Below are 22835 nucleotides of genomic sequence, written 5' to 3'. Positions count from 1 at the left end.
AAATTTATAAACTATTCAGAAAATACAGATATGTGCTATATTATATACAGACCGATTGCCTGTTTTCAATATCAAAAAATAAAAAACAGACAGCTTTTGAAGGAGGACTTACGGCATGAACAGACTCACAGAGCATGAAAAGCAAGTCATTATGGACATTTTTGACCACCTGCACGCCAATCCCGAAGTAAGCTGGAAAGAATATCAAACAACTGAATATCTGACTGAAAAACTGAAAGAGGCCGGCTGCCGAATCCGTACGTTTGATGATTGCACCGGTGTTGTCGGCGAAATCGGAGAAGGCTCGCCCGTTGTGGCTGTCCGGGCGGATATTGACGCGCTGTGGCAGGAAGTGGACGGTGTCTTTCAGGCGAACCATTCATGCGGACATGATTCACATATGACGATGGCGCTCGGCACGATGATGCTTTTAAAGAGTCAGCCGAAGCTTCCGAAGGGCACCATCCGCTTTATTTTTCAGCCGGCTGAAGAAAAAGGCGGCGGAGCGCTGAAAATGATTGAAAAAGGCGTACTGGATGATGTTGACTTCTTATACGGCGTGCACGTGCGCCCCGTACAGGAAACGGCAAACGGCCGATGCGCACCGTCCATTCTGCATGGCTCAAGCCGGCATATAGAAGGCCTGATTATCGGAGAAGAAGCCCACGGCGCGAGACCGCATCTCGGGCTTAACAGTATCGAAATCGCCGCTCTTCTCGTCCAAAAACTCAGCTTCATTCATCTTGATCCCGGCATCCCGCATTCCGTGAAGATGACAAAGCTTCAGGCAGGCGGAGAAAGTTCCAATATCATTCCGGGAAAAGCATCGTTCAGCCTTGATCTCCGCGCACAAACCAATGCCGCCATGGAGAAATTAACCGCCGAAACCGAAAGAGCCTGTGAGGCGGCGGCTGCCGCATTCGGCGCAAAAATCGAACTGCAAAAAGAACACAGCCTCCCGGCAGCCGAGCGAAACAAGGAGGCGGAAGCCATCATGGCATCTGCGATCAGCAGCATTCTCGGAGAAGAACATGTGGATGAACCTCTTGTGACAACCGGAGGAGAGGATTTTCACTTTTACGGGTTAAAGGTTCCGAACTTGAAAACGACGATGCTCGGCCTAGGGTGCGGCCTGGAGCCTGGACTTCACCATCCCCAAATGACATTTGACCGAAGCGCCATCTTTACTGGCGCTGAGATATTAACGGACGCCGTCCTCAAATCGTTTGAAGCATAAAAAAAAGCAGCCCGTTACAGGGCTGCTTTTCTTCATTACTTCTTCAGATCTTCAATTGAATTGACGTTTTTCATGTACTGAGGAACGACCAAACCCATCTTGACGCCTGTCAGACTCGTTCCTACATCTTCATATTTGCCTTTATATTTAGACGCATATGCCTTATGGGTATTCGGAAGCCAAGCAGACAATGACGCATCCGCGCTGCCTGTCGCAATCGCAGTCCACATCGGTCCTGCCTCCACTTGCGTCAGCTTCACGTCATAGCCGAGGTCTTGAAATACTTTTCCGATTACATTCGTACTTGCGATTTCACTGTCCCATGCCACATAAGCCAGGTTGATTTTATCCCCTTTGACTTTATGGGCGCCTTTTGTCCATTGAGCCACTTGGTCTTTATGTTTTTTCACATATTCAGCTGCGGCTTTGGCCGGCTTTTCGCCTTCCTCAACGGCAATCATGACTTCTCCCATATCGTCCTGCGTCCATTTGAACTGGCTGAGAACTTTGGCCGCGTTAGGCTGTTCCTTACTGAAGCCGGTTCTTGTAATCGTATGAATCTGCTCGGCAGTTCCGTACGTTTTTTTCGGATCATCAAGGAACTTCAGCTTGTATCTGGAGAACATCCAGTGCGGCGTCCAGCCCGTTACGATGATCGGCTTTTTCCGGTCATATGATTTCTTCAATGTCGCCGTCATGGCGGCACTTGACGCCGTGATGACATTCCAGTCTTTCAATCCGTAATCCTTCACGGCCTCATCCGTCAGGGCCATGATCCCCGATCCCGGATCGATACCGATAATGGTTTTGTTCACCTGGTCCGCAGCCGTTGCCTTATCATCAGTCTGCGAACCGCAGGCAGCCAAAGAAAGAGCCAGCGCAGCGGTAACGCCGACACCGATGATTTTCTTAAGCATCAGGCATTCCCCCTGCTCTTCTTCTTCACTTTAATGTTTTGCGTGATACGGTCGAGTGTAATCGCTACGATAACGATCGCGATACCCGCTTCCACTCCGACACCGGTTTTCAACTGTGTCACGGCGCTGTATACTTCAGAACCGAGGCCCGGCGCACCGACCATGGCCGCGATAACGACCATTGACAAAGCAAGCATGATGCTTTGGTTAATACCGGCAAGAATTGTTTTTGTGGCAAGCGGAAGCTGCACCTTGAACAGACGCTGAGACGTCGTTGAACCGAATGCTTCCGTCGCTTCAATCAGATCAGCCGGAACCTGTTTAATACCGAGAACTGTCATGCGGATCGTCGGAGGCATCGCGAAAATAACAGATGCCACAACGCCTGGCACAACCCCGATATTAAAGAAGAAAATTGCAGGCAGCAGGTATACGAAAGCCGGCATGGTCTGCATTAAATCCAGAATCGGTGTGACAATGCGGCGGACTGTTTCTTTCTGAGACGCCCATATGCCGATCGGAACCCCGATAATAATGGAAATCAAAACAGATGTGACGACAAGCGCCAACGTTTGCAGCATCGGCGACCAATAACCCAAATAATCAATAACAAGGAATCCGATTAACGTAAAGAGTGCAATTCCTCTCGTACTGATCCACCAAGCGAGAGCTGCAAAAATAACAGTCAATAAAATAGACGGGATGAAACCCAAACCGCTCACAATCGCGTTTACGAAAGCGGCCAAACCGTTTGAGATTCCGTCAAAGAAACCTCCGAACGTCATGGTAAGCCAGTCAACAAACCGGTCAACGATATCTGCTAACGGAATTCTAGGCAATCTGTCCATTTACTTCACCCCCTGAACAGAAGAATCCTGAGCTTGTTCAGCAGAATCTTCAACATTTATATAATCGTTATTTCCTGAAAGCGCGCCGATTAATGCGCCTTTTACGACAATGCCTTTCATGCGGTCCTTATCGTCCGTGACGGCGATCGGAATATTCGCATCAGACACGACATCGAAAATTTCCGTCAAGTATGTGCTTTCATGCACAGTCGTAAATTCAGTATTTAAAATATCCTGAAGCGATAAGTCGGATTCCACCGCTTTTTTCGCATCCGCCGCGTGAATGACGCCGAGAAGCTGTTTCTGTTTATCAACGGCGTAAATAGAAGAAATACCGAGATTCTTCATGAGCTGCAGCGCTACACGAGGCCCTTTGTCAATCCGCACGGTTTCAGCGCGCTTCATGATGTGGCCCGCTGTCAGAACTTTGGATAAGTCAACGTCCTCAACGAATTTCTCAACGTATTCATTGGACGGGCTCATCAGAATTTCTTCAGGCGTCCCGATCTGAACGATGTTACCGTCTTTCATCAGCACGATTCTGTCGCCGATGCGCAATGCTTCATCAAGATCATGCGTGATGAAGATGATCGTCTTGCCGACAGAGTCATGAAGGTCTAAAAGCTCATCCTGCATGTCTTTGCGGATCAGCGGATCAAGCGCACTGAAAGCTTCATCCATCAGAAGAATGTCAGGATCATTCGTCAATGCGCGGGCAAGTCCGACACGCTGCTGCATTCCTCCGCTGAGCTGATCTGGGAATTGGTGTTCAAAGCCTTCAAGACCGACAAGTTTAAGCGAATCAAGCGCTTTTTGCTCACGCTCTTTTTTGTCGACGCCTTGGAGTTCCAACCCGTATTCCGTATTTTCAAGAATCGTTCTGTGCGGAAACAGCGCAAATTTTTGAAAGACCATGCTGATTTTTTTCCGGCGCACTTCCCGGAGCTGGTCTTTTGACATATTTGTTATCATGTCACCATCAATATAAATATTCCCGGCAGTCGGTTCAATAAGCCGGTTTAACAGCCGAACTAAAGTTGATTTACCGCTCCCCGATAGACCCATGATGACAAATATCTCCCCATCATATACATCAAAGTTTGCTTGATTGACACCAACGGTTGATCCGGTCGCTTTCAGGATCTCTTTTTTGTTTTTTCCGCTGGACAGCATCTGAATGGCTTTTTTTGTCTGTTTTCCGAAAACCTTAGATACATTTTCGACTTTTATCTTAATTGGTTTCTCATCCAAATTCATATTTTCCCTCCATAATAAGCAATCTTTAATACCGTAACACGTTTGTAATAAGTCAAACAAACATCATAATCCCGTTTATTTTGTATCATTACTTTAAAAACATCCCTGTGTCTTATTTTCCTCTGGTATGCTTCTAAATACTCTCTAATCCTCCTTATTGAGGATAAATTATAAAGGAAATCGGGCTTTTATCAGGCTTGAGAACGTTTCCATCGAATGTGCTGCAAACTGATTTCCTATCCTTTTTTTACAAATACAAGAATTTTTTTGCGACATTGTCCCGGAAAAAGAAGTTTTCGCCTCCTGAAAATAAGGGATTTTAAGGAAAAATATAGGTCTGCCAACAGACAGCTCACTAAAAAAAGCACCCCAAAAGGGTGCTCATTGCGCAAGCTCTGTCTGTTTCGTTTCTTTTCCGAGAATAATAATGGTGATGACGGCAATCAGGATGGCCGCACAAAAGACAGCGAAAATAGCTGTAAACGAAACGTTCCGTGCTGCAAGCGATCCGACGAGAAGCGGACCGAAAATGCCGCCGATTCTGCCGACGGCCGCGGTTGTTCCGGAACCGGTCGCGCGGATCGCCGCAGGGTACTGCTCCGGTGTATAGGCGTAAAGCACGCCCCATGCGCCGAGATTGAAAAAGGACAGCAGCATGCCGGCCGTGAGCAGCATGGCCAATGAATCCGCGGCACCGAAGAAATAAGCGCTGCCCGCCGTTCCGAGCAAATAGATGACTAAGATGGTCTTCCGCCCCGCTTTTTCGATCAGCCACGCCGCTGAGAAATATCCGGGAAGCTGGGCAAGCGTCATCAGAAGGACGTATTCGAAGCTCTCAATCATGCTGTAGCCTTTCATCAGCATCACGCTCGGCAGCCATAAAAACATGCCGTAATAAGAAAAGACGACACAGAACCAAACGACAGACAGCAGCACCGTCGGCCGGATATACGGTTTCGTCCAGACACTTCCCGCCTGCCCGCGTATGCTTTTTTTCTGCGTCAATGCCTGATGCGCCGGTGATTCCGGAAGGCTTTTCCGCAAGTACAGCGCATAAAACGCGGCCAGCGCCGTTAAGAGCAGTGCGGCCTGCCAGCCGAATGACGGTATGACAAAGTAGGAAATCACCGCCGCAAGAAGCCAGCCCGCTGCCCAAAAGCTCTCAAGCAGCACGATGATCCGTCCCCGCTTTTCGGGAGCGGACGCTTCTGACACGAGCGTCGAGGCGACAGGCAGTTCCCCGCCAAGCCCCATTCCGATCAGAAAACGTAATATGAGAAAAACCGTCAATCCCGTTGCGAAAGCGGATATGCCGCTTCCGACAGAAAAGAATAACAGCGTGATCATAAACACTTTTTTCCGGCCGATCCTGTCGGCCAGCATTCCGAATACAAAGGCGCCCGCTGCCATACCGATGGAATTGACGCTTCCGATCCATTTCATTTGATCGGGTGTTAAATTCCAATCAGTGTGAAGCGCGGCGATAATAAACGATAAAATTCCGACATCCATCGCATCAAACAGCCAGCCCATTCCGGCAATCGCCAGAAGTTTTCGCGGAGTGACGGCAGGTTGTTTGTTCATAAGCAGCACCTCAAATCGAAAATGATTACCGTATAAGTTTACACCTGTCTTTACACATTGTCATTATCTTTTTTCGCAAAAAAAACCCGCTTGCCGTAAGCAAGCGGGCTGTGTGTTAATTCTTTAAGACTGCGTTTTTAATATTATCCTGAAGCTGTTGAATCCGTTTCGCTCCGTCTTCTCTGATACGTCTGTTCTCTTCCTCGATCTGTTTCGTTTCCTGCATACCGCTGACAATCGTATTCCAAGACGTTTCAATCGTCTCAATGTCAATGCTCGGACGGCCTGCCATACGGGCAATCTCCACGCTTTGGTTTGAAATATTTTCAGCGTTGCGCTTCAGCATTTCATTCGTGCGGCGGTCCAGTTCGCTCATTGAATCAGCCACAAGCTTTTGCCGTTTGACTGTGACAGCCTGAATGATGCCGTTTTTGAAAATCGGAATCGTAATGACGAAAGCGGAATTGATTTTTCCGATGAGCTTCGTATTTCCGCGCTGAAGGAGGCGGATCTGCGGCGCTGTCTGCAGCGCCACCATCCGCGCCATATCTAAATCATAGACACGTTCCTCAAGCGCCTGAAGCCCGTCACGCAGCGTATCAAGCTGCATTTGCGCAAGCTGGTTTCCGCCGGCCGCTTTTTCTTCATAAGAAGGAATGAGCGCCTGCATTTCCTCAAGCTTCATCTGCCCGGCGACAACATATTTTTCAAGCTCCATGTAGTAGTTAATGTTGTTTTCATACATCTCTTCAAGCGTATGGTTCGTCTTTGCCATTTCATCTTTGTATTTCGAAATTTCGACGTGGATTTTTTCAATTTCTCCGCCCAGGGTGCGGTACTTTTGAAAAATCTTTTCAATCATGCTGTTGCCGCGTTTGAACATTTTAGCGAGAAATCCTTTTGGTTCATCGAAATCATTTTTGTCGAAACGGTCCATGATTTTTCCGAGCTGCGTCAGCATTGTGCCTGAATCCGTGACACTTGTTGTTTTCATCATATTTAAGATGCGGTCGGAGAACTTCGAGATTTCAACTGCCGGTTCTTTTCCGTACTCAAGCAGCTCCATTTGGTTTTTCACGTCAATCTGCTGCGAAATGCGCTGCACCTCAGGGTCTTGGCGCAGCTGCGCCCTGATGTCATCTGCTTTTTGTTCAGAAATCTCTTCATTTTTATCAAGAACAAGCGGATTTTGATTTTCTGTCATATTTATTTACTCTCCCTGCTTTTGCGTAATGGTTCTAAACAGCTTTCTTACGAGTGACGGCTCCTTATATTCCTGCCGAAACACCATGTCCTCCAGCCAATGGACATCAAATTGGCTTTCTTCAATATAATGCTCAATGTCCTGATGGCCCGGCGGATTATACAAGATGATATCGACGCCGAATTTATTTAAAAACAAAAGAGCGGCGGCATCAGAACGTGTGAGTTCGCCATTTTGTTCCGTATGATATAAAACGAGTTTCGGAACGGTTTGGGCGTAATCAAACGTCTGAATCAATTGCAGCAGCGAAGCGGGCAGATTCGTCGCCTGGCGGAACAAATAGATTGCGGCATCCCTTGACTGCTCCCCGGGCAAAGCCTTCAGCCCTGGGTTTCTGCACATGTCAGAAATCACATTGGCGATGGCGCTCTGCACACCTGAAGGCAGATGCTTGTACTGCCAGATGTTGCTTCTTTTCAGCCTGTCCGCGTCAACCTCTCCTTTTTCATTTAAAACCTGACTGTAGTGATACTGGTAGTTGGCTTTCAGCTCTTCCGTAAACGGAAAACTGCGGATCATGTGTGTCTCCTGATAGTCCGCGGCGGTATGGAGTCTGTTCCAATATTCTTTCGTATCTTTGGAAACCCCCATCACTTTAGCAAAAAGGTTCGGAACGGCCACCCGCTCCCTGTCCGCTTTAAATTGCGGCCGGATAAACGCCCGCTCCTTCGCAATGAGAAATAACTCATCATACGTCGTTTTTAAGGTCACGGACTGCGGGGTGTGCTCCCTGAACTGCCAAGGCTTATACATCATGGATTCCTCATGGTTCAGCACATGCTCAATTTCTTTCGTTGACCGGTAGGCCGTCGTGGACGTTCTGTCCGGCTTTTCTTTCGGAAAAGGCTCAAGACCGCCTGTTGCGGGGAGCTTTATCACAAAGCTGAGCTCCTCATCCGGATCAATCAAGCTGAACGGATCTTCCGCAGCCGGATGAAACAATAGGACATCACAGCCGATCAGCATGAGATAATAGAGAAAATAGAGCTGGCTTTTGGTCGCGTCTCCATACCACACCACCTTCGGCATCTCACGCTCTATATCGGCTTGTTCGAGCCATGGATTCAGGTGGTTCAGCGAAAACTTTGACACATCCAAGAGCACACGCCGGAAATCGGGATGATTCAGCCCGTTTTCATGCCGGTCCGCAAAGGTTTCCAAAAGCGTCATAAACGCGGTCCTCAGCCGGCGGTGCATAAGCGGATCAGCGTGTTTGGCAAGCAGCCTGCCCCCATCGAGAAACGCGACAAACCTGGAAACCGAAAGCCCTTTCTCTTTTTGATTGACCGAATGAATGTGCTGCAGCGCCTGAAAAGTCTCCGGCGCGATGGTCTTATCCAGCGTCTCGCTCAACACATGGATGTTTTCATGAGAAGACAGCTCGAAAAGCTTACTGTAATACTCCGTCTCATCATAAGGAGTGCCCAAAATCCGGACGGCAAGCCGGGTAAACGCCAGCCCGTTTTCCCGCTCGTAACCGGGACGTTCCGGCAGCGGCCGCATCAGAAACGTTTCCCAGTCATCATTTTCCGGCTCGGCCTTTCGGATCACCAATTCTTCCTGCTTCATCATTTTCCTCCTTTCTCTTCATGATAATCGGTACAAAAAAGGAAGGAAATGAACTCTCCCTCCTTTTTTGTTTTATTCTTCTTTAGATGCAGCCGTCTGCTCCTGAACCTGCTTTTGTTTGTTGAAATAGTGGATAATAAACGTGACCACAAATGCAGCGATGATGATTCCGAAGAACACCACGTGCGGCATTTCATAATCAAAGGCGCTCGCCGCCATTTTCACGGCGATAATCCCGATCAGCACAAAAGCCGTGTTTTCAAGCTCAGGGATTTTATCAATTAACACAAGGAATACTTTTGCGACTGTACGCATCATGAGAATGCCGAGCATACCGCCGATCAAGAGCACCCACACTTTTTCCGATACCGCAAACGCGGCTAAAATGCTGTCAACAGAGAAGGCCAGATCCATTAACTCAACTGAAACGACAGTGGCCCAGAAAATTCCGAACGTACGGACCATCCATGAATTTTTCTTCATGCCTTCCGTATCGTCATCACCTTCTCCGATCCAGAAATGCTTAATGACGAGCCAAGCCAGGTACAGCGCGCCAAGCACTTTGATCCACCAGAACTTAATGAGAAGCATCCCGATTCCGATAAAGATAAAGCGGAAAATATATGCCCCGAACAATCCGTATGTTAATGCTTTCTTCCGCTGTTTTTCAGGCAGATGCCTTACCATAACCGCAAGCACTAACGCATTGTCGGCCGACAGCAGCCCTTCCAGCAGAACCAAGGAACCGATCAGCCCCCATGATACAGGGTCAGTCAGCACCTCACCCCACATTTTCCAATCAAAAAAGGAAGCGTAGGTCGACATAATATGATGTAGAAAATCCAAGTTTTTTCCTCCTATTTAGTAAAACGGTAATTTCCTGCTTACACCTGCAAGCCGTAATTCCGGCAAAGTGATGCCAGACCGCCGGAAAACCCGCTGCCGATGGCGTTAAACTTCCATTCAGCCCCATGGCGGTAAAGCTCACAAACGACAACCGCCGTTTCAATTGAGAAGTCTTCCCCTAAATCGAAACGAAGCAGTTCATTCTGGCTGTTTTCATCGACGACGCGCACGAACGCGTTCGAAACTTGTCCGAAATTTTGGCCGCGCGCTTCCGCATCATGAATCGTGACGGTGATGCCGATCTTTTCAATATTTGCGGGTATTTTTGAGAAATCGACGATAATTTGTTCATCGTCTCCCTCTCCCTCGCCCGTCCGGTTGTCTCCCGTATGGATGACGCCGCCGCTCGGGTGTTCCAGGTTATTGTAGAAAACAAAGTCAAGATCATTTACACAGTTGTCATGGGCATCGACCAGAAAAGCCGACGCGTCAAGGTCAAAGTCATGCCCTCCGGAGTACTTGTTCGTATCCCAGCCTAAGCCGATCACCGCTTTTGTAAGACCGGGGTTCGTTTTTGTCAGATCAACACGCTGTCCTTTCGCCAATTGAATAGCCATGTGCCGTCTCTCCCTTCTGTGCTTGATATGGTTTTAGCCGATTTGCAGGCCGTAATCTGTCGCAATACGGGCCAGTCCGCCTTGATAGCCTGAGCCGATCGCGGAAAATTTCCATTCACCGTTATGTCTGTAAAGCTCTCCTGCGATAATGGCTGTTTCAATTGAGAAATCTTCAGCCAGATCGTAGCGGATCAGCTCTTCATTTGTCTCTTCATTGACAATGCGAACGAACGCGTTGGAAACTTGTCCGAAGTTTTGGCCGCGCGCTTCCGCTTCATGAATCGTGATGACGAATGAAATTTTATCAATAGCGGCAGGCACCGCGCTCAGGTTGACCCTTACACTTTCGTCATCGCCCTCGCCCTGGCCTGTGAGGTTGTCGCCTGAATGTGCGACAGAGCCGTTTCCGCCTTCAAGCTGATTATAGAAAATAAAATCATCGGGCGACGCGCATCTTCCTGCTTCATTTAATAGAAAGACGCTGGAATCTAAATCAAAATCATGTCCGCCATCGTATTTGTTTGTATCCCAGCCAAGGCCGACAACGACTTTAGAAAGACCCGGATTTGTTTTAGTCAAATCTACTTTTTGTCCTTTTGCCAATGAAATTGCCATGTGTGCACTCTCCTTTTTATCGTTTAGGCGTATCGGTTAACGATATCGCCGATTTTTGTATCGTTTGTGCCTTCTCCCACCGCGGTGAATTTCCACTCGCCGTCCTCGCGGTAGATTTCAGCCGCGATCAGGCTCGTTCTGCCTGAATAGTTATCTCTTAAATTGTAAGTCACCAGTTCTTCGCGATTAGCCTGATCAACGACGCGGATGAACGCGTTTTGAATCATGCCGAAGTCCTGTTTTCGTCTGACGCAGTCGTAAATATTGACGACAAACACAAGTTTATTAATCTGAGCGGGCACTTTCGCCAAATCGATGAGAATTTGTTCATCATCGCCGTCGCCTTCACCCGTCAGGTTGTCACCCGTATGTACGACACCGCCGCACCGGCTTTTCAGATTGCCGAAATAGATGACGTTTTTGCTGTCTGTCATTTTATCATTTTCAAGCATCAGTACGGAAGCGTCACAGTCGATATTGGCACCGCCTCCGCCGAACAGCTTTCCGAAAAAGCCGCCGGATGATACAGGGTCCCAGCCGAGTCCGACCAGCAGTTTTGACAGGCCGGCTTTTCCTTTTGTTAAATCAATCCGCTGTCCTTTTTGTAAAGAGATCGCCATATGATTCACTCCTATTCTGTAAGGGTGCCGCTAAGCACGCCGCAAGTGCGCATTTTTACTAAATTCCGGGACAAGAATCCCGGTGTTTATTAAGATATACGTCTTTTATTATATCAAAGTTTCATAAAACATAAGAATTTTTGGCGAAAAACGGCGAAAAATTACTTCCTATATTCTCCTTCGTTCCGGAGAGAATAGAGAAAACAAAGAAATTGACGGGGACTGAACATTTTTCCTATCCTTGTATCAATACATGTCAGGAAAGGGGCAGACGAGTGATTGATTTAAGCATACTTGATCAGGCGCCCGTATCCAAAGGAAACGGGCCGCACGAGACGCTCCGCCGTTCAGCGGAGCTCGCCCGCCTCAGCGAAGGATGGGGCTATAAGCGGTACTGGTTTGCCGAGCATCACGGCACAAGAGGGCTCGCAAGCGTTTCGCCGGAAATTATGATCGCTCATACCGCCGCAGCCACAACGTCCATCCGTGTCGGATCAGGCGGCGTGCTGCTGCCGCAGTACAGCCCCTATAAAGTCGCGGAAACTTTCCGTCAGCTTGAGGCGCTGCATCCGAACCGGATTGACCTTGGGGTCGGACGCTCACCGGGCGGCACGACGAAAATCCGGCTCGCCCTCACAGACGGGGTAAAGAAAAGTATGACCGAGTTCAACAGGCAGCTTCAGGATTTATCATCCTTTCTGACAGATTCGGTTCCCTCGGACCATGCTTATGCCGGAATAAAAACAGCGCCTTTGATTGAAACAGCCCCGCAGCTTTGGGTGCTGGGCCTCGGGGAAAACAGCGCCAGACGCGCCGCTCTTCAAGGTGCGGGCTATGTCTTCGGCCATTTCATTAATCCGGAACGCGGGGTAAAAGCCTTTCAGATCTATCGGGACCATTTCCGGGCCTCCTCCCATTTTTCCGCTCCGGCCTCACTCTGTGCCATTTTCGTCATATGCGCAGCTACGGATGAGAAAGCGGAAGAACTCGCCTTAAGTCAGGATTTATGGCTTCTTCGTGTCGGAAAAGGCGCCGACAGCCGCGTGCCGAGTGTGGAAGAAGCGAAGGCTTATCCGTATTCGCCGGAGGACCGTAAACAGATTGCAGAAAACAGGAAGCGGATGGTGATCGGCTCACCTGCCGCAGTGAAACGCCGTCTGCTTGAACTTTCCGAACGTTATCAGACAAAAGAGATGATGGTGCTGTGCAACGTCTTTGATTTCGAAGCAAAAAAAGAGTCATATGAGCGTCTTGCTGATATATTTCTGTAAAAAAAGCCGTCAAACGGCGCAGCAGATGAGACTGCTGCACCGCTTAACGGCGGTTTTTTCGTTCTTTTCCTTTTTTAAACGCATTCCAAATCCCCTGCAGCATAAAGCCAAGCAGAAGCAGAATGATTAGCAGTAAAGTGATTGACGGCCCCGGAGGCGTTCCGAGCTGGTACGAAGACGTCAGCCCCATGAACACACTGAAAAGAGAAATAATAATGGCCGCCGCAAACACCCATTTAAACCCTTTGGCGATACGGATTGCAAAAGCCGCGGGCAGTACGAGGAGCGCGGAAACAAGCAGCACGCCGATAATCGGAATAATGACCGAAATCGCCAGCCCCGTCACGATGCTGAATGACATTGACAGGAGATTTGTGTTAATGCCTGATGTCTTCGCCGTCGCCTCGTCAAAGGTAAGCAGATAGAGCGGTCTGTTTAATATAATGAAATAAAGCAGAATCAGCAGGGTAATGCCTCCGATAATATAGACCTGCTGCTGGCTGACCGTGACAAGCGATCCAAATAAATATTGATCGATGCTCATCGACGCGCCGCCTTTTGACAGGCTGATCAGAAACATCGCAAACGACAGCCCGGCCGCCATTAAGATTGCGATGGATACCTCTGAATATGTACGGTATGCCCGCCGCATATATTCGATGCCGATCGCTCCGATCGTGACGACAACGATGCTCGCCGCCGTAATATTGGTACTGAGAAAAAAACCGATGGCCACGCCCGACAATGAAATATGAGACAGCGTATCCGCCATCAGCGCCTGTCTTCTCAGCACGAGATATACGCCTAATATCGGCGCCATAATTCCGATCATGCTTCCCGCTAGAAAAGCTCGTCGCATGAATTCCAAGTCAAACATTTCCATCCGCCTTTTTCCCCCCTCTCAAGCCGTATGACTTTATCCAGATACTGCTGTACTTCGTTTTGTTCGTGTGTCACCATGACGACAGTGCGGTTGTGATTTTTCACCTGATGGTGCATAAATTCGTAGAAACCCTGTCTGCTTTCATAGTCAACCGCGGTTGTCGGTTCATCAAGCATCAGCAGATCCGGATTGCTTGCAAGCATTCTCGCAATGCAGATTTTCTGCTTCTGTCCGCCGGATAAATCGCCGATTTTCCGGTGGCGGAAATCCCACATTTCCACCATCTTCAGCGCGTTTTCCACCTCGTGGTGATCCGTTTCGTTCAATCGTTTAAACCATTTTCCTTTCGTATAACGGCCTGATTGCACAAGCTCCAGAACTGTGCTTGGGAATCCTGCGTTAAATGAAGAAATCTGCTGCGGAACATAGCCGATTGTCAGGCGTTTTCCGGCAGCGTTTTTTTTACTGATCTCGGCCGTTCCTTCCCAAGGTCTGAGCATGCCGAGCATGACTTTCATCAGCGTCGATTTTGACGCGCCGTTCGGTCCTGTAATGCCGACGAATTCGCCGCTTTTGATTTCCAGCGACACACCGTCAAGCACGGGTGTATGCGAATAACCAAAAACGATATCCTGTAATGTAACGAGATTCATGCTGACCTTCCTTTCCCGCATAGAAATAGTGTGCACCCCGCGGCGCACACTATGTTATTTAACCAATAGCGAATCTTTCAGTGCATCAAGGTTTTTCTCCATAATGTCGATATAACCGATGCCTTTATCCCGTTCTTTTTGGCTTAAACCTTCCAGTGTATTGAGCACTTCCGTTTTTGCGCCGATTTCACCGGCAAGTGTATCTGCAACTTTAGGCGATGCAACTTCTTCAAAATAGATGATCTTCACATCATGCTTTTTGGCAAACGTTTTGAGATCCGCCAGTTTGGCCGCACTCGGCTCTTCTTCAGGAGAAAGGCCTGCAATCGCGACTTGTTTTAAGCCGTATTCTTTGGCGAGATAGCTGAATGCCGCGTGCTGTGTGATCAATTCTTTTTTCGACGCTTTATTTAATGTTGTACGGTATAGTTTATCAAGATCCTGCAGTTTTGCAATATATTCTTTACTATTTTTCTCATAGTATGCTTTATTCTTCGGGTCCTGTTTTACGATCTGCGCCGTAATGGTTTTGACCTCTTTTTGCGCAAGAACCGGGCTGAGCCACACGTGAGGGTCCATGCTGCGGCTGTGGTCATGACCGCCGTGTCCATGTTCCTCTTCCTCTTCATCCGAACCTTCGAGCAAGTCAATTCCTTTCGACGCCTTTACAAACTTCGCATGATCAGAGCTCATGCTTTTTTCCGCTGAAGGAACCCATGTCTCCATATATTCGCTGTTGTATACGAAAAGATCGGCGTTTTGAATGCCGGCGATATCCTTCGGCGTCGGCTCCCAATCATGGGGTTCGACCGAAGACGGGATGAGAATGTCTACATCGCCTTTGTCTTTGACAATTTGTTTCGTGAATTCGTACATAGGATAAAAGGTCGTCACGACGTGCAGTTTGCCGCTTTTCGAAGAACCTGACGAACCTTTTGAAGATGAATTGCCGCAGCCCGCCGCGATTAAAAAGCATGCCGCAATGACAATGATTCCGCTCCATTTTTTAAACAAGCCGTTTCCCCCTGTTCTGTAAATCAGAATGATGACGATTTCCGAATCGTACTTTCTCGCTCATTTGTTACCTTTACCATAATAAAACGAAGTAATTACGTTTTGCAAGTAATTTTTTTCTAAATTGATAACCGATTTACCTAAAAAGCCCCCGCCATGTATGGACGGGGGCGTCGTATCACACACATATCAGGCAAGCAGATAAACTCTTGTTTCGTAAGGGCGGAACGTGATGCGGGATTCCGTGCCGCCGTTATTTTCATAGTTGCTGAGAAGCAGCTCGGCCCTTTCAGATTCGGAGCCGTCCGGCCAATAAAAGGCGGCTTCTTCTTTCGATACGTTGCTGATGGATATGATTTTTTGTCCGTTTGCCTGTCTTTCATACACAAACAGCTGCGGGTCATCGGGAAACAGCAGCGTGTAGCTGCCTTTTATGATATCAGCATACTGTTTTCGCAGGCGGATCAGTTTTTTGTAAAAGTTCAATATAGAATCGGGATCATCCTGAGCCTCGGCCGCATTGACGGTTTTGTAATTGGGGTTGACCTTCAGCCACGGTTCGCCCTCCGTAAATCCGGCATTCTTGCTGCCGTCCCACTGCATCGGTGTACGGGCATGGTCCCGGCTTTTCGCCATAATGGACGCCATGACTTCTTCCCTGTTGCGGCCCATTTCAAATACCCTTTTGTGATACATATTGACGGTCTGAATATCTTGATAATCCTCTATTCTGTCAAACGGGGCGTTTGTCATGCCGAGTTCTTCTCCCTGATAAATGTACGGCGTGCCTTTCATGAAATAAAGCAGGGCGGCAAGCATTTTGGCAGATGCCTTTCGGTATTTGCCTTCGTCTCCGAAGCGGGATACGATCCGGGGCTGGTCATGATTGCACCAATACAGCGTATTCCAGCCTTGATGTTCCAGTTTTTCCTGCCAGTCTGTGAGCACTTTCTTCAAATCGGACAGCTCAAGCGGTTTTACATCCCAATGCTCTTGGCCCGGCTTTTGATCAAGCTCCATATGCTGAAAATGAAAAATCATATTCAGTTCATGCTCATCGGTTCCCGTGTAAACCAGCCCCTCCTCAGGCGTCACTGATCCGGCCTCGCCGACCGACATCACGTCATATTTGGAAAATACCTCTTTCGTCATTTCCTTTAAGTAATCATGTATCCGTGCTCCGTTTGGCCGGAAAGGCTTCGGATCGGCCCGGCGGGCGATGTAATCTTCATATGGCGGCAAGTATTCTTTTTTTGACAGAAGATGAAGCTGGTCTATTCGCAATCCGTCCACGCCTTTATCGAGCCAAAATCTCATCATCTCGTATACTGATTGCCGAACCTCGGGATTTTCCCAATTCAGATCGGCTTGTTTAACGGCGTTCATATGCAGGTAATATTCGCCCGTATGTTCTTCGTACTGCCAGACGGATTGTCCGTAATCCGACACCCAATCGGTCGGCGGGCCCTCCGCGGTGCCCGGCCGCCAAATATAATAATCGCGGTATTTGCTGTCCGGATTCATTTCCGCCTCTTTGAACCAAGGATGCTCCGTGGATGTATGATTTAAAACGAAGTCCATCACAAGCTTTAATCCGCGGCTGCGGCATTCTGTAAGCAGATCGTGAAAGTCCTCCATCGTTCCGTATGATTCCATAATCGCTTGATGATCCGTCACATCGTAGCCGTTATCGACGTTTGGCGACGGGTAAATCGGGCAGATCCATATCACATCGGCGCCAAGCTCTTTTATATAATCGAGACGCGCGATAATCCCCCGCAGGTCGCCTATGCCGTCGCCGTTCGTATCTTGGAAGCTTCGCGGATAGATTTGATAGACAACGGCGTCTTTCCACCAGTCATTCGCCATCTTGCGGCCCTCCTGTTTTTTAGAGAACCATTTCCTTTATGACCCTTCTCTAAACAAAAAAGAGAAGGTTTCCCCTCCTCTTTTATCTTTCCAGCTGGGACGGATAAAGTGTCATGCCTCCGTCTACGAAAAGTGTCGTTCCGGTTACGTAACTCGCTTCTTCCGACACCATCCATGCGGCGGCCGCGGCGACTTCTTCCGGTTTTCCGAAGGCGTTCATCGGAATTTTTTTCAGCTGGGCCTGTTTATGTGTTTCATCTTCCAGATCCTTATTGGACTCCGTGGCGATCGTGCCGGGAGCGATGGCATTCACCCGGATGCCTTTGTCTGCGTAATTGAGCGCCATCGTTTCCGTCATCATTTTGATCCCGCCTTTGGATGCCGAGTACTGCACGTTTTCAGGACGCGGTATTTGCTGATGAACGCTCGATATGTTTAAGACCGTTCCTTTTTTGCCGTGCTCGAGCATATGTTTCAGTGCCGCTTTCGCCCCCAAAAAGGTGCCGGTCACGTTGACGTCGATGACCCTTTGCCAATCCTCCAGGCTCATTTCATGGGGCATCGCTTCGGCTCCGTTAAAGCCGGAATTGTTGACCATCACGTCCACGCCCCCGAAATGCTCCTGCGCGGCATTAAACAGCGCCTGAATCCCTTCTTCTGAGGATACATCGGCTTTTACGGTGACGGCTCTGCCTCCCGCTTTCTCAATGATGTCCGCCGCTTCTTCCGCTCCGGCGGAATCACCGAGGTAGTTCACAACCACATTCATCCGCTCCTTTCCGAAGCGTTCGGCAATGGCTTTTCCGATTCCTTTCGAAGAACCTGTTACAATCGCTGTTTTTCCCTGTAAATCCTGATACATTGTCTCATTTCCTCCCTGATGTTAATACAGAGCATGTACCCGGTTTTAATCGGCTGAAAACAAAAGGAATCATAAAAAGAACGATGAAACCGAAGCTCCCTCGTTCTTTTTTTCATTATGCGTAGTTGTTCATTTGCAGCCTTTTTTGCACGCCGACAAGCCTGCTGAAAAAATAAGATGCCGCTTTGTAGTTCTCCCGTTTATGAAAGAAATGAGCCGCGTCCTGAAGCAGTTCCTCTGTGTCAGCCAACAGCTCTTTTGATTCCAGGATGTCAAAATACTCTTTGAGCGAATCCTGTCCGCCTTCCCCCTGATAAAGCTCTTTAATCAGACGGAATTTTGTCATATAGATCTCATCTTCCCACTCCGCCGCGCTTCTCATGCCCCGCGCGCAGCTGGCGGCGGCTTCACTGTATTTTTCCGTTTTAAAGTAGATATGCGTGAGTGAAAAAACAGCCTGGATGACCTGCCGGAAGCTGTGTGCTTCAAATCCGGCAGCCGCCCGTTCAAAATCCTCCGCCGCCTTGCAAAAGTCACCCAGACTGTACATACAGTGCCCGATATTATAATAGGCCGCAGCAATCATATATTGATCATCAAGCCGCTCCGCGTGCTCCAAGGCGCATTCGAGGTATTCCAGCGCTTTTTTATGCTGCTGGGCGTCCATCAGATTTCCGGCAATGATAAATTTGCACTGCACCCTTCTCATTCCGTATAATTCATATTTCTTGTAAATATCAAGCGCCTGCCCCGCGTAATTCATCGAAAAGAAAGTCTGCTTGATATGATAGTACACCTCAGAAATTTTATACAGAAACTCGGCTTTCTCTATGTCATCTTCCACATATTCAAGTTTTTCCTCAGCCCGCTTATAATGAGAAATCGCTGAGATGAAGTTTTTCTGCTTAAATTCATACATTCCTCTGAAATAGTAAAAATAATATTCCAGTAAGCCGGTCAGCTTTTGCTGGTTCATCTCAATCTCAGTGAGCATTTCAGAGAACGGAGGCTGGCAGTCGCCGTCTTTCATGGGTTTTAATTTATCCAGCATGATGCGGTGCCTAAATTCCATCAATGAAAAATACAACAATAAATCCTGATTTTCTTCCATATCTTCGAGTTCATATTGAATCTCCCGCTTCAGCGCTTCAGCTTTATCGGCTTCAAACGCGCGGATCAGCTTATACCATTCATTCATCTTTACGGCCACTTCTTCAGATGGAATCTTGGATTTCATAGATTTGCCTCCTTCCTCCGGCTACTAATTATGTTATATTTTATCATAGCAAATTTATGGCAGTGAGCAAACAAAGATTTTAATCAATTAAAGAAAGAGAGAATTCACCATGAAACTACCAGTCAGAATTTCGCTGCTTCTGATCCTCTTCTTTTCCGCAGACCTATGTTTTTCCTATGTGCAGAAAGAATTGAGGCCGCAGACGGCATTACAAGATAGAGCCATTCCAAGCGCTCTTCATCCGCTCGTGAAACAGAATGCGGAGCTATTGCGGACGGCCGCTCTGAAAAAAGGCATCACCGTCGTTATCACAGAGGGTTTCAGATCAATTGAGGAACAAAACGAATTGTACCGTCAAGGACGTTCAAAAAAAGGAAATATCGTCACCTACGCAAAAGGCGGGGAATCTTACCACAATTACGGCCTTGCGATCGACTTCGCCCTGCAAAAAAAGGATGGAAGCCTGATTTGGGATATGACGTACGACGGAAACCGAAACGGCACGCCCGATTGGCTTGAGGTCGTATCGATTGCCAAAACGCTCGGTTTTGATTGGGGAGGCGATTGGAGAGGCTTTAAAGATTATCCTCATTTACAAATGATCCCTGGCTAATAAAACCTTTTCTTTTTTCGCTTCTGCGCATCAATGTACGGAGGATAGACAGGCCTGTACACAAGCTTATATCCTTCATTGCCGGACGGCGTAAAATCGCGCTGCCACTCCAGCCGCAGATGGAAATCGGATAAAAAAGCGGCCTTTGCTTCTTCGGGAGTAACGGCCGGCACCGGATTGATCTTCTCCAGCTGCTCCGGGTCAATGTCAGGCGCCATATAAGCTTCCACAAGCCCCGTTACGGGACTGACAAGTATTCTCGCAGCGCCGAACCGCAGCGGAATATCCTGATGCCATACGGAAAAATGGAAGCGGAACCTGCCCCTTCCGTCCGTTTTCAGCGGGTTCATTTTAAAAAACTCGTCCGCTCTCGGATAAAGCTTGTATAAAAATTGAAGCGCGACGGCCTCACACTCTTCCGCAGAATAAAAGGCCGGGCCCTGATGCTCAATAAAAGATTTAAAGGCTGTCATTTTCCCTGTCTTTTTGTCCGTTTTCATCTTCATTGTATTTTTGTTGCTGGTTTCAAAATAGCTTTCGATACTCAAATCTTTCCGTTCCGGAACCGACCCTTTCCGCCATGTCGTTCCGATCTCATCCCCGAGATCGCGCCGGCGCGTCTGAACCATATCCGAGGTAAACCCCATCAATTCATCCAGGCTGATGTCCCGTTTATGTTCAAACGCGGGAAGCGGTTTTGCCGGCTCATTCCTGTCTTCGCAAAGCTGCTGATCCGGCACGATATCATCTTCACCGGCCGGATAGCTGTAAGCCGGCAGAATCGGTTCATAGACGAGACGCGGTATGTTCTCAAAATTGACCACATCATAGACGAGACTGAATGTCAGCACACTCATATAATGCGAGACGACTTTTTCCCGATCGACGAATGTTTCCGGGACGGGCGCTTCACCCTTATCCCCGTAATAGATAAACTGCACGACGAAGCCGCTCCTGGTTACATCAACGAAAAAACCTGAATCGGGAAGCGGCCGGCCGAGCACTTTTTTTGTATAGATAAATCGGATGCACCCATTGCGTTCTTCCCTCGCCTGAAAGATGAAATTCATAAAAGTAAGCGGGCGGTGTCTCGCCGCAAACCGAAGAGCCGTCAGCTTTAATTCGGCGTCTGACAGCTGCATGTCTGAACCCGGACAGTCGTTGCGTGAATAGGTAAGCAAAGATCCGTCGTCGCCCAGCTCAATCGTTACCGTTTTATCCGGATGGTTACGATCTTTCCATATATAATAGGCTCTCGTTTTTTGTTTTTCATCATAATCTTCTATTTCAAGCTCATAGTGCGGCGGTATGTTCCCGATCTCCAGCGCTTTTTTTCTCAGATGTTCTTTCAGCAATGGGGTCATCCTTTCAGAAGAGTGTATAAAAAAGAACTGTTTTTAATTATATAAAAACGTCCTTATCCTTTTAAAGGGAAGAAAGTGCCTTTTATGTGTCTATTTTTAGCAAAGAGGGAAAAGAGCCGTATTCAGAGCGGCTGTTTTTCATACAATAGTCACACTTCCCGCAAAAGACCCGGGACGAACGCCCATGACCTTCAGCCTATTAAACTCGTGATCACTTCTCCCGTATGGGCCTCAATAAACCGCGGGAAAACCGGCTTGTATACGAGCCTGTACACTTTTCCGCAGCTGCCGTCATCGTAACAACGATCCCAAGCGAGCTCGGCTTTGATGGCCCGGCGGATCGCGTCCTTCGCCTCTTCCATTGTCAATGAAGGAACGGGATCGATTTCCTCCAGCTCTTTCGGATCAATTTCCGGCGGCATATATACAGTGACAAGACCCGTCTTTTTGCTGACACAGATTCTCCCCTCTCCGAATCGCAAATCAACGCCGCCCGAACAAGCCTTATATGTAAGTCCCACGTTTTCTCCTTCATCATCCGGCTCATCATATTGAACCCGGAAATACTGATCCGCTTCCGGAAACATGGCGAACAAAAAGCGGATGGCCATGTGATGGCATTCTTCCTCGGAAAACTCCGGTTCGCCTTCACTATGTATAAATGACATCACTCCGGCGAGCCGGCCCGATTCTTTATCATACCTTGTTTTCAATACATGTTCACTCCGCTCTTTGAACAGACTTTCTAAGCTTTTATCTTTCCGGACGGATTTTGTTTTTTCAGGACGCCATGCAATGCCGATGCGGCCGTCTCCAAGATCAGTTTCCCTCTCTTTATAAAAACCGTCGTGCAGCCCGATCATGTCATTGATGCTCATCTTTTCCGCTTCAGGTGCAGGGCGTGAAATCGGGACATACGGCAGCATGTCGTCTTCCAGCCCTTCATATTCGTCTATTTCTGCATTCTCTTCCTTCAGGTCAGCCGATATCGGCCGCGTCGGAGACACGATTTCATAGACGAGATGAGGCTTGTCATCCCCCTGCACATAGACGGACTGATGCAGTACGGTGAACAACAGCTCCGCTTCAATATGTTTGACAAAGTGAGCCAATGCTTCCCGCTTGTCCGCAATTGTTCCGGGTCTTAAGAGATTATCAGCCTTCCCATGGTAAGAAAAGCCGGTTACTTCCCCTGTCAAAGACAGGTCGACGTAAAACCCGGTCAGCGGAAGCGGCAGACCGTCAGCCATCTGAACATAGGAATATCTCTCATCACCATCATTTGCGGAGCTTTTTTTCTCCAATTCGAACTCAGCCAATGCCCCCGGACGATGGGTTTCTACAAACGCCCGCATCCGTTCTTCTATGTCCGATTCCGAAAGAGCCGGCAGATCAGTCCGGAAAGCCGGACGGGATAAGGATTTCAGTTTTCCGTCCCGGTCCAATTCGACCATGATGCCGGCTTCCGGATCATTCTTATCTTCCCACCAAAACAAAACCTCATCTTCTTGGTATTCTTCCACATTACTCTCGTAGCGGGCAGGTACGTTACCGATCCGGAGAGCCAGCTGTTTCAATTCTTCTTTTTTCATCATAACACTTCCTTTTCTTCCAAAAAGATTGATGATTACCAAGACTCTTTTATACAAAACTAGTATAATTAACCTGTCTGTCTTCATGACTATTGAATTAATC

General features: G+C 48.1%; 21 protein-coding genes. 3 read left to right on the top strand and 18 right to left on the bottom strand.

Translation table 11 applies throughout. From position 1 onward, the window contains the following. Nucleotides 1-115: 115 nt before the first annotated feature. Nucleotides 116-1237 (top strand): M20 peptidase aminoacylase family protein, encoded by a 1122-nt coding sequence (locus tag L3V45_RS01585; protein WP_024084864.1) that lies wholly within the window; start codon nucleotides 116-118, stop codon nucleotides 1235-1237. Nucleotides 1238-1272: 35 nt separating this feature from the next. On the opposite strand, the gene L3V45_RS01580 is transcribed toward L3V45_RS01585, so the two are convergent. The 10 genes from L3V45_RS01580 to L3V45_RS01535 all read right to left on the bottom strand — a co-directional run bounded on the left by L3V45_RS01580 (nucleotide 1273) and on the right by L3V45_RS01535 (nucleotide 11374). Continuing rightward, entirely contained in the window at nucleotides 1273-2154 is an 882-nt protein-coding gene (locus L3V45_RS01580; RefSeq protein WP_003156637.1) for a glycine betaine ABC transporter substrate-binding protein, read from the bottom strand. After that, the gene (opuAB, locus tag L3V45_RS01575; protein ID WP_003156639.1) at nucleotides 2154-3002 is read right to left on the bottom strand and encodes a glycine/proline betaine ABC transporter permease subunit OpuAB; all 849 of its coding nucleotides are present in this window, start codon (nucleotides 3000-3002) and stop codon (nucleotides 2154-2156) included. The genes L3V45_RS01580 and opuAB overlap by 1 nt, the downstream gene beginning before the upstream one ends. Further along, nucleotides 3003-4259, bottom strand: coding sequence for a glycine/proline betaine ABC transporter ATP-binding protein OpuAA (opuAA, locus tag L3V45_RS01570; protein WP_003156640.1), 1257 nt, complete (start codon nucleotides 4257-4259; stop codon nucleotides 3003-3005). Between the two features lie 381 nt (nucleotides 4260-4640). After that, entirely contained in the window at nucleotides 4641-5843 is a 1203-nt protein-coding gene (locus L3V45_RS01565; RefSeq protein WP_003156641.1) for an MFS transporter, read from the bottom strand. Nucleotides 5844-5958: 115 nt separating this feature from the next. Continuing rightward, nucleotides 5959-7047 carry a toxic anion resistance protein gene (locus L3V45_RS01560; RefSeq protein WP_032857831.1) on the bottom strand — a complete coding sequence of 363 codons (1089 nt, stop codon included), beginning with the start codon at nucleotides 7045-7047 and terminating at the stop codon, nucleotides 5959-5961. A gap of 6 nt (nucleotides 7048-7053) precedes the next feature. Beyond that, nucleotides 7054-8676: a YceG family protein gene (locus L3V45_RS01555; RefSeq protein WP_014304294.1), complete on the bottom strand. Its 1623-nt coding sequence runs from the start codon at nucleotides 8674-8676 to the stop codon at nucleotides 7054-7056. Between the two features lie 72 nt (nucleotides 8677-8748). Beyond that, nucleotides 8749-9522 (bottom strand): TerC family protein, encoded by a 774-nt coding sequence (locus L3V45_RS01550; RefSeq protein ID WP_003156644.1) that lies wholly within the window; start codon nucleotides 9520-9522, stop codon nucleotides 8749-8751. A 38-nt stretch (nucleotides 9523-9560) separates the two neighbouring features. Then, nucleotides 9561-10139, bottom strand: coding sequence for a TerD family protein (locus L3V45_RS01545; RefSeq protein ID WP_003156645.1), 579 nt, complete (start codon nucleotides 10137-10139; stop codon nucleotides 9561-9563). A 33-nt stretch (nucleotides 10140-10172) separates the two neighbouring features. Next, nucleotides 10173-10754, bottom strand: coding sequence for a TerD family protein (locus L3V45_RS01540; RefSeq protein ID WP_003156648.1), 582 nt, complete (start codon nucleotides 10752-10754; stop codon nucleotides 10173-10175). A gap of 23 nt (nucleotides 10755-10777) precedes the next feature. Then, the gene (locus L3V45_RS01535; RefSeq protein ID WP_236837230.1) at nucleotides 10778-11374 is read right to left on the bottom strand and encodes a TerD family protein; all 597 of its coding nucleotides are present in this window, start codon (nucleotides 11372-11374) and stop codon (nucleotides 10778-10780) included. A gap of 275 nt (nucleotides 11375-11649) precedes the next feature. Here L3V45_RS01535 and L3V45_RS01530 point away from each other — a divergent pair, with 275 nt between their 5' ends. Next, the gene (locus L3V45_RS01530) at nucleotides 11650-12645 is read left to right on the top strand and encodes an LLM class flavin-dependent oxidoreductase (protein ID WP_143255823.1); all 996 of its coding nucleotides are present in this window, start codon (nucleotides 11650-11652) and stop codon (nucleotides 12643-12645) included. Between the two features lie 43 nt (nucleotides 12646-12688). Here L3V45_RS01530 and L3V45_RS01525 read toward each other — a convergent pair whose 3' ends face one another. The 6 genes from L3V45_RS01525 to L3V45_RS01500 form a co-directional block, all read right to left on the bottom strand. Continuing rightward, nucleotides 12689-13528, bottom strand: a complete 840-nt coding sequence (locus tag L3V45_RS01525; RefSeq protein ID WP_003156653.1) for a metal ABC transporter permease — start codon at nucleotides 13526-13528, stop codon at nucleotides 12689-12691. After that, complete coding sequence (locus tag L3V45_RS01520) at nucleotides 13486-14181, bottom strand: metal ABC transporter ATP-binding protein (RefSeq protein WP_003156655.1); 696 nt, start codon at nucleotides 14179-14181, stop codon at nucleotides 13486-13488. Before L3V45_RS01520 ends, L3V45_RS01525 begins: the two co-directional genes overlap by 43 nt. Nucleotides 14182-14235: 54 nt before the next feature. After that, nucleotides 14236-15195, bottom strand: a complete 960-nt coding sequence (locus L3V45_RS01515; RefSeq protein WP_003156656.1) for a metal ABC transporter substrate-binding protein — start codon at nucleotides 15193-15195, stop codon at nucleotides 14236-14238. Nucleotides 15196-15384: 189 nt separating this feature from the next. Further along, nucleotides 15385-17064, bottom strand: a complete 1680-nt coding sequence (locus L3V45_RS01510; RefSeq protein WP_043866811.1) for a glycoside hydrolase family 13 protein — start codon at nucleotides 17062-17064, stop codon at nucleotides 15385-15387. 82 nt (nucleotides 17065-17146) lie between these two features. Continuing rightward, nucleotides 17147-17926: a glucose 1-dehydrogenase gene (locus tag L3V45_RS01505; RefSeq protein WP_015388737.1), complete on the bottom strand. Its 780-nt coding sequence runs from the start codon at nucleotides 17924-17926 to the stop codon at nucleotides 17147-17149. 115 nt (nucleotides 17927-18041) lie between these two features. Next, nucleotides 18042-19163 (bottom strand): response regulator aspartate phosphatase, encoded by a 1122-nt coding sequence (locus L3V45_RS01500; RefSeq protein ID WP_003156660.1) that lies wholly within the window; start codon nucleotides 19161-19163, stop codon nucleotides 18042-18044. A gap of 109 nt (nucleotides 19164-19272) precedes the next feature. On the opposite strand from L3V45_RS01500, the gene L3V45_RS01495 reads away from it, so the two are divergent. Beyond that, nucleotides 19273-19776, top strand: a complete 504-nt coding sequence (locus tag L3V45_RS01495) for a peptidoglycan L-alanyl-D-glutamate endopeptidase CwlK (protein WP_003156661.1) — start codon at nucleotides 19273-19275, stop codon at nucleotides 19774-19776. Here the strand turns inward: L3V45_RS01495 and L3V45_RS01490 are convergent. Then, nucleotides 19773-21131, bottom strand: coding sequence for a YcdB/YcdC domain-containing protein (locus L3V45_RS01490; protein ID WP_234949552.1), 1359 nt, complete (start codon nucleotides 21129-21131; stop codon nucleotides 19773-19775). The two genes, L3V45_RS01495 and L3V45_RS01490, sit on opposite strands and share 4 nt — an antisense overlap. Before the next feature lie 200 nt (nucleotides 21132-21331). Next, nucleotides 21332-22732 (bottom strand): YcdB/YcdC domain-containing protein, encoded by a 1401-nt coding sequence (locus L3V45_RS01485; protein WP_236837229.1) that lies wholly within the window; start codon nucleotides 22730-22732, stop codon nucleotides 21332-21334. Nucleotides 22733-22835: the final 103 nt, after the last annotated feature.

Source organism: Bacillus sp. R45 (assembly GCF_021729365.1).
In the GTDB taxonomy this organism is placed as follows: domain Bacteria; phylum Bacillota; class Bacilli; order Bacillales; family Bacillaceae; genus Bacillus; species Bacillus velezensis.
The sequence above is the reverse complement of the archived record's forward strand: the minus strand, read 5'-3'. Positions and strand labels throughout refer to the sequence as shown.

What these genes read in the sequence shown, in the direction of transcription:
- L3V45_RS01505 (WP_015388737.1), bottom strand. Translation starts at nt 17,926, where the DNA reads ATGTATCAGGATTTACAGGGAAAAACAGCGATTGTAACAGGTTCTTCG.
- opuAB (WP_003156639.1), bottom strand. Translation starts at nt 3,002, where the DNA reads ATGGACAGATTGCCTAGAATTCCGTTAGCAGATATCGTTGACCGGTTT.
- L3V45_RS01525 (WP_003156653.1), bottom strand. Translation starts at nt 13,528, where the DNA reads ATGGAAATGTTTGACTTGGAATTCATGCGACGAGCTTTTCTAGCGGGA.
- L3V45_RS01510 (WP_043866811.1), bottom strand. Translation starts at nt 17,064, where the DNA reads ATGGCGAATGACTGGTGGAAAGACGCCGTTGTCTATCAAATCTATCCG.
- L3V45_RS01535 (WP_236837230.1), bottom strand. Translation starts at nt 11,374, where the DNA reads ATGGCGATCTCTTTACAAAAAGGACAGCGGATTGATTTAACAAAAGGA.
- L3V45_RS01580 (WP_003156637.1), bottom strand. Translation starts at nt 2,154, where the DNA reads ATGCTTAAGAAAATCATCGGTGTCGGCGTTACCGCTGCGCTGGCTCTT.
- opuAA (WP_003156640.1), bottom strand. Translation starts at nt 4,259, where the DNA reads ATGAATTTGGATGAGAAACCAATTAAGATAAAAGTCGAAAATGTATCT.
- L3V45_RS01495 (WP_003156661.1), top strand. Translation starts at nt 19,273, where the DNA reads ATGAAACTACCAGTCAGAATTTCGCTGCTTCTGATCCTCTTCTTTTCC.
- L3V45_RS01485 (WP_236837229.1), bottom strand. Translation starts at nt 22,732, where the DNA reads ATGAAAAAAGAAGAATTGAAACAGCTGGCTCTCCGGATCGGTAACGTA.
- L3V45_RS01545 (WP_003156645.1), bottom strand. Translation starts at nt 10,139, where the DNA reads ATGGCTATTCAATTGGCGAAAGGACAGCGTGTTGATCTGACAAAAACG.
- L3V45_RS01520 (WP_003156655.1), bottom strand. Translation starts at nt 14,181, where the DNA reads ATGAATCTCGTTACATTACAGGATATCGTTTTTGGTTATTCGCATACA.
- L3V45_RS01540 (WP_003156648.1), bottom strand. Translation starts at nt 10,754, where the DNA reads ATGGCAATTTCATTGGCAAAAGGACAAAAAGTAGATTTGACTAAAACA.
- L3V45_RS01585 (WP_024084864.1), top strand. Translation starts at nt 116, where the DNA reads ATGAACAGACTCACAGAGCATGAAAAGCAAGTCATTATGGACATTTTT.
- L3V45_RS01500 (WP_003156660.1), bottom strand. Translation starts at nt 19,163, where the DNA reads ATGAAATCCAAGATTCCATCTGAAGAAGTGGCCGTAAAGATGAATGAA.
- L3V45_RS01565 (WP_003156641.1), bottom strand. Translation starts at nt 5,843, where the DNA reads ATGAACAAACAACCTGCCGTCACTCCGCGAAAACTTCTGGCGATTGCC.
- L3V45_RS01560 (WP_032857831.1), bottom strand. Translation starts at nt 7,047, where the DNA reads ATGACAGAAAATCAAAATCCGCTTGTTCTTGATAAAAATGAAGAGATT.
- L3V45_RS01555 (WP_014304294.1), bottom strand. Translation starts at nt 8,676, where the DNA reads ATGAAGCAGGAAGAATTGGTGATCCGAAAGGCCGAGCCGGAAAATGAT.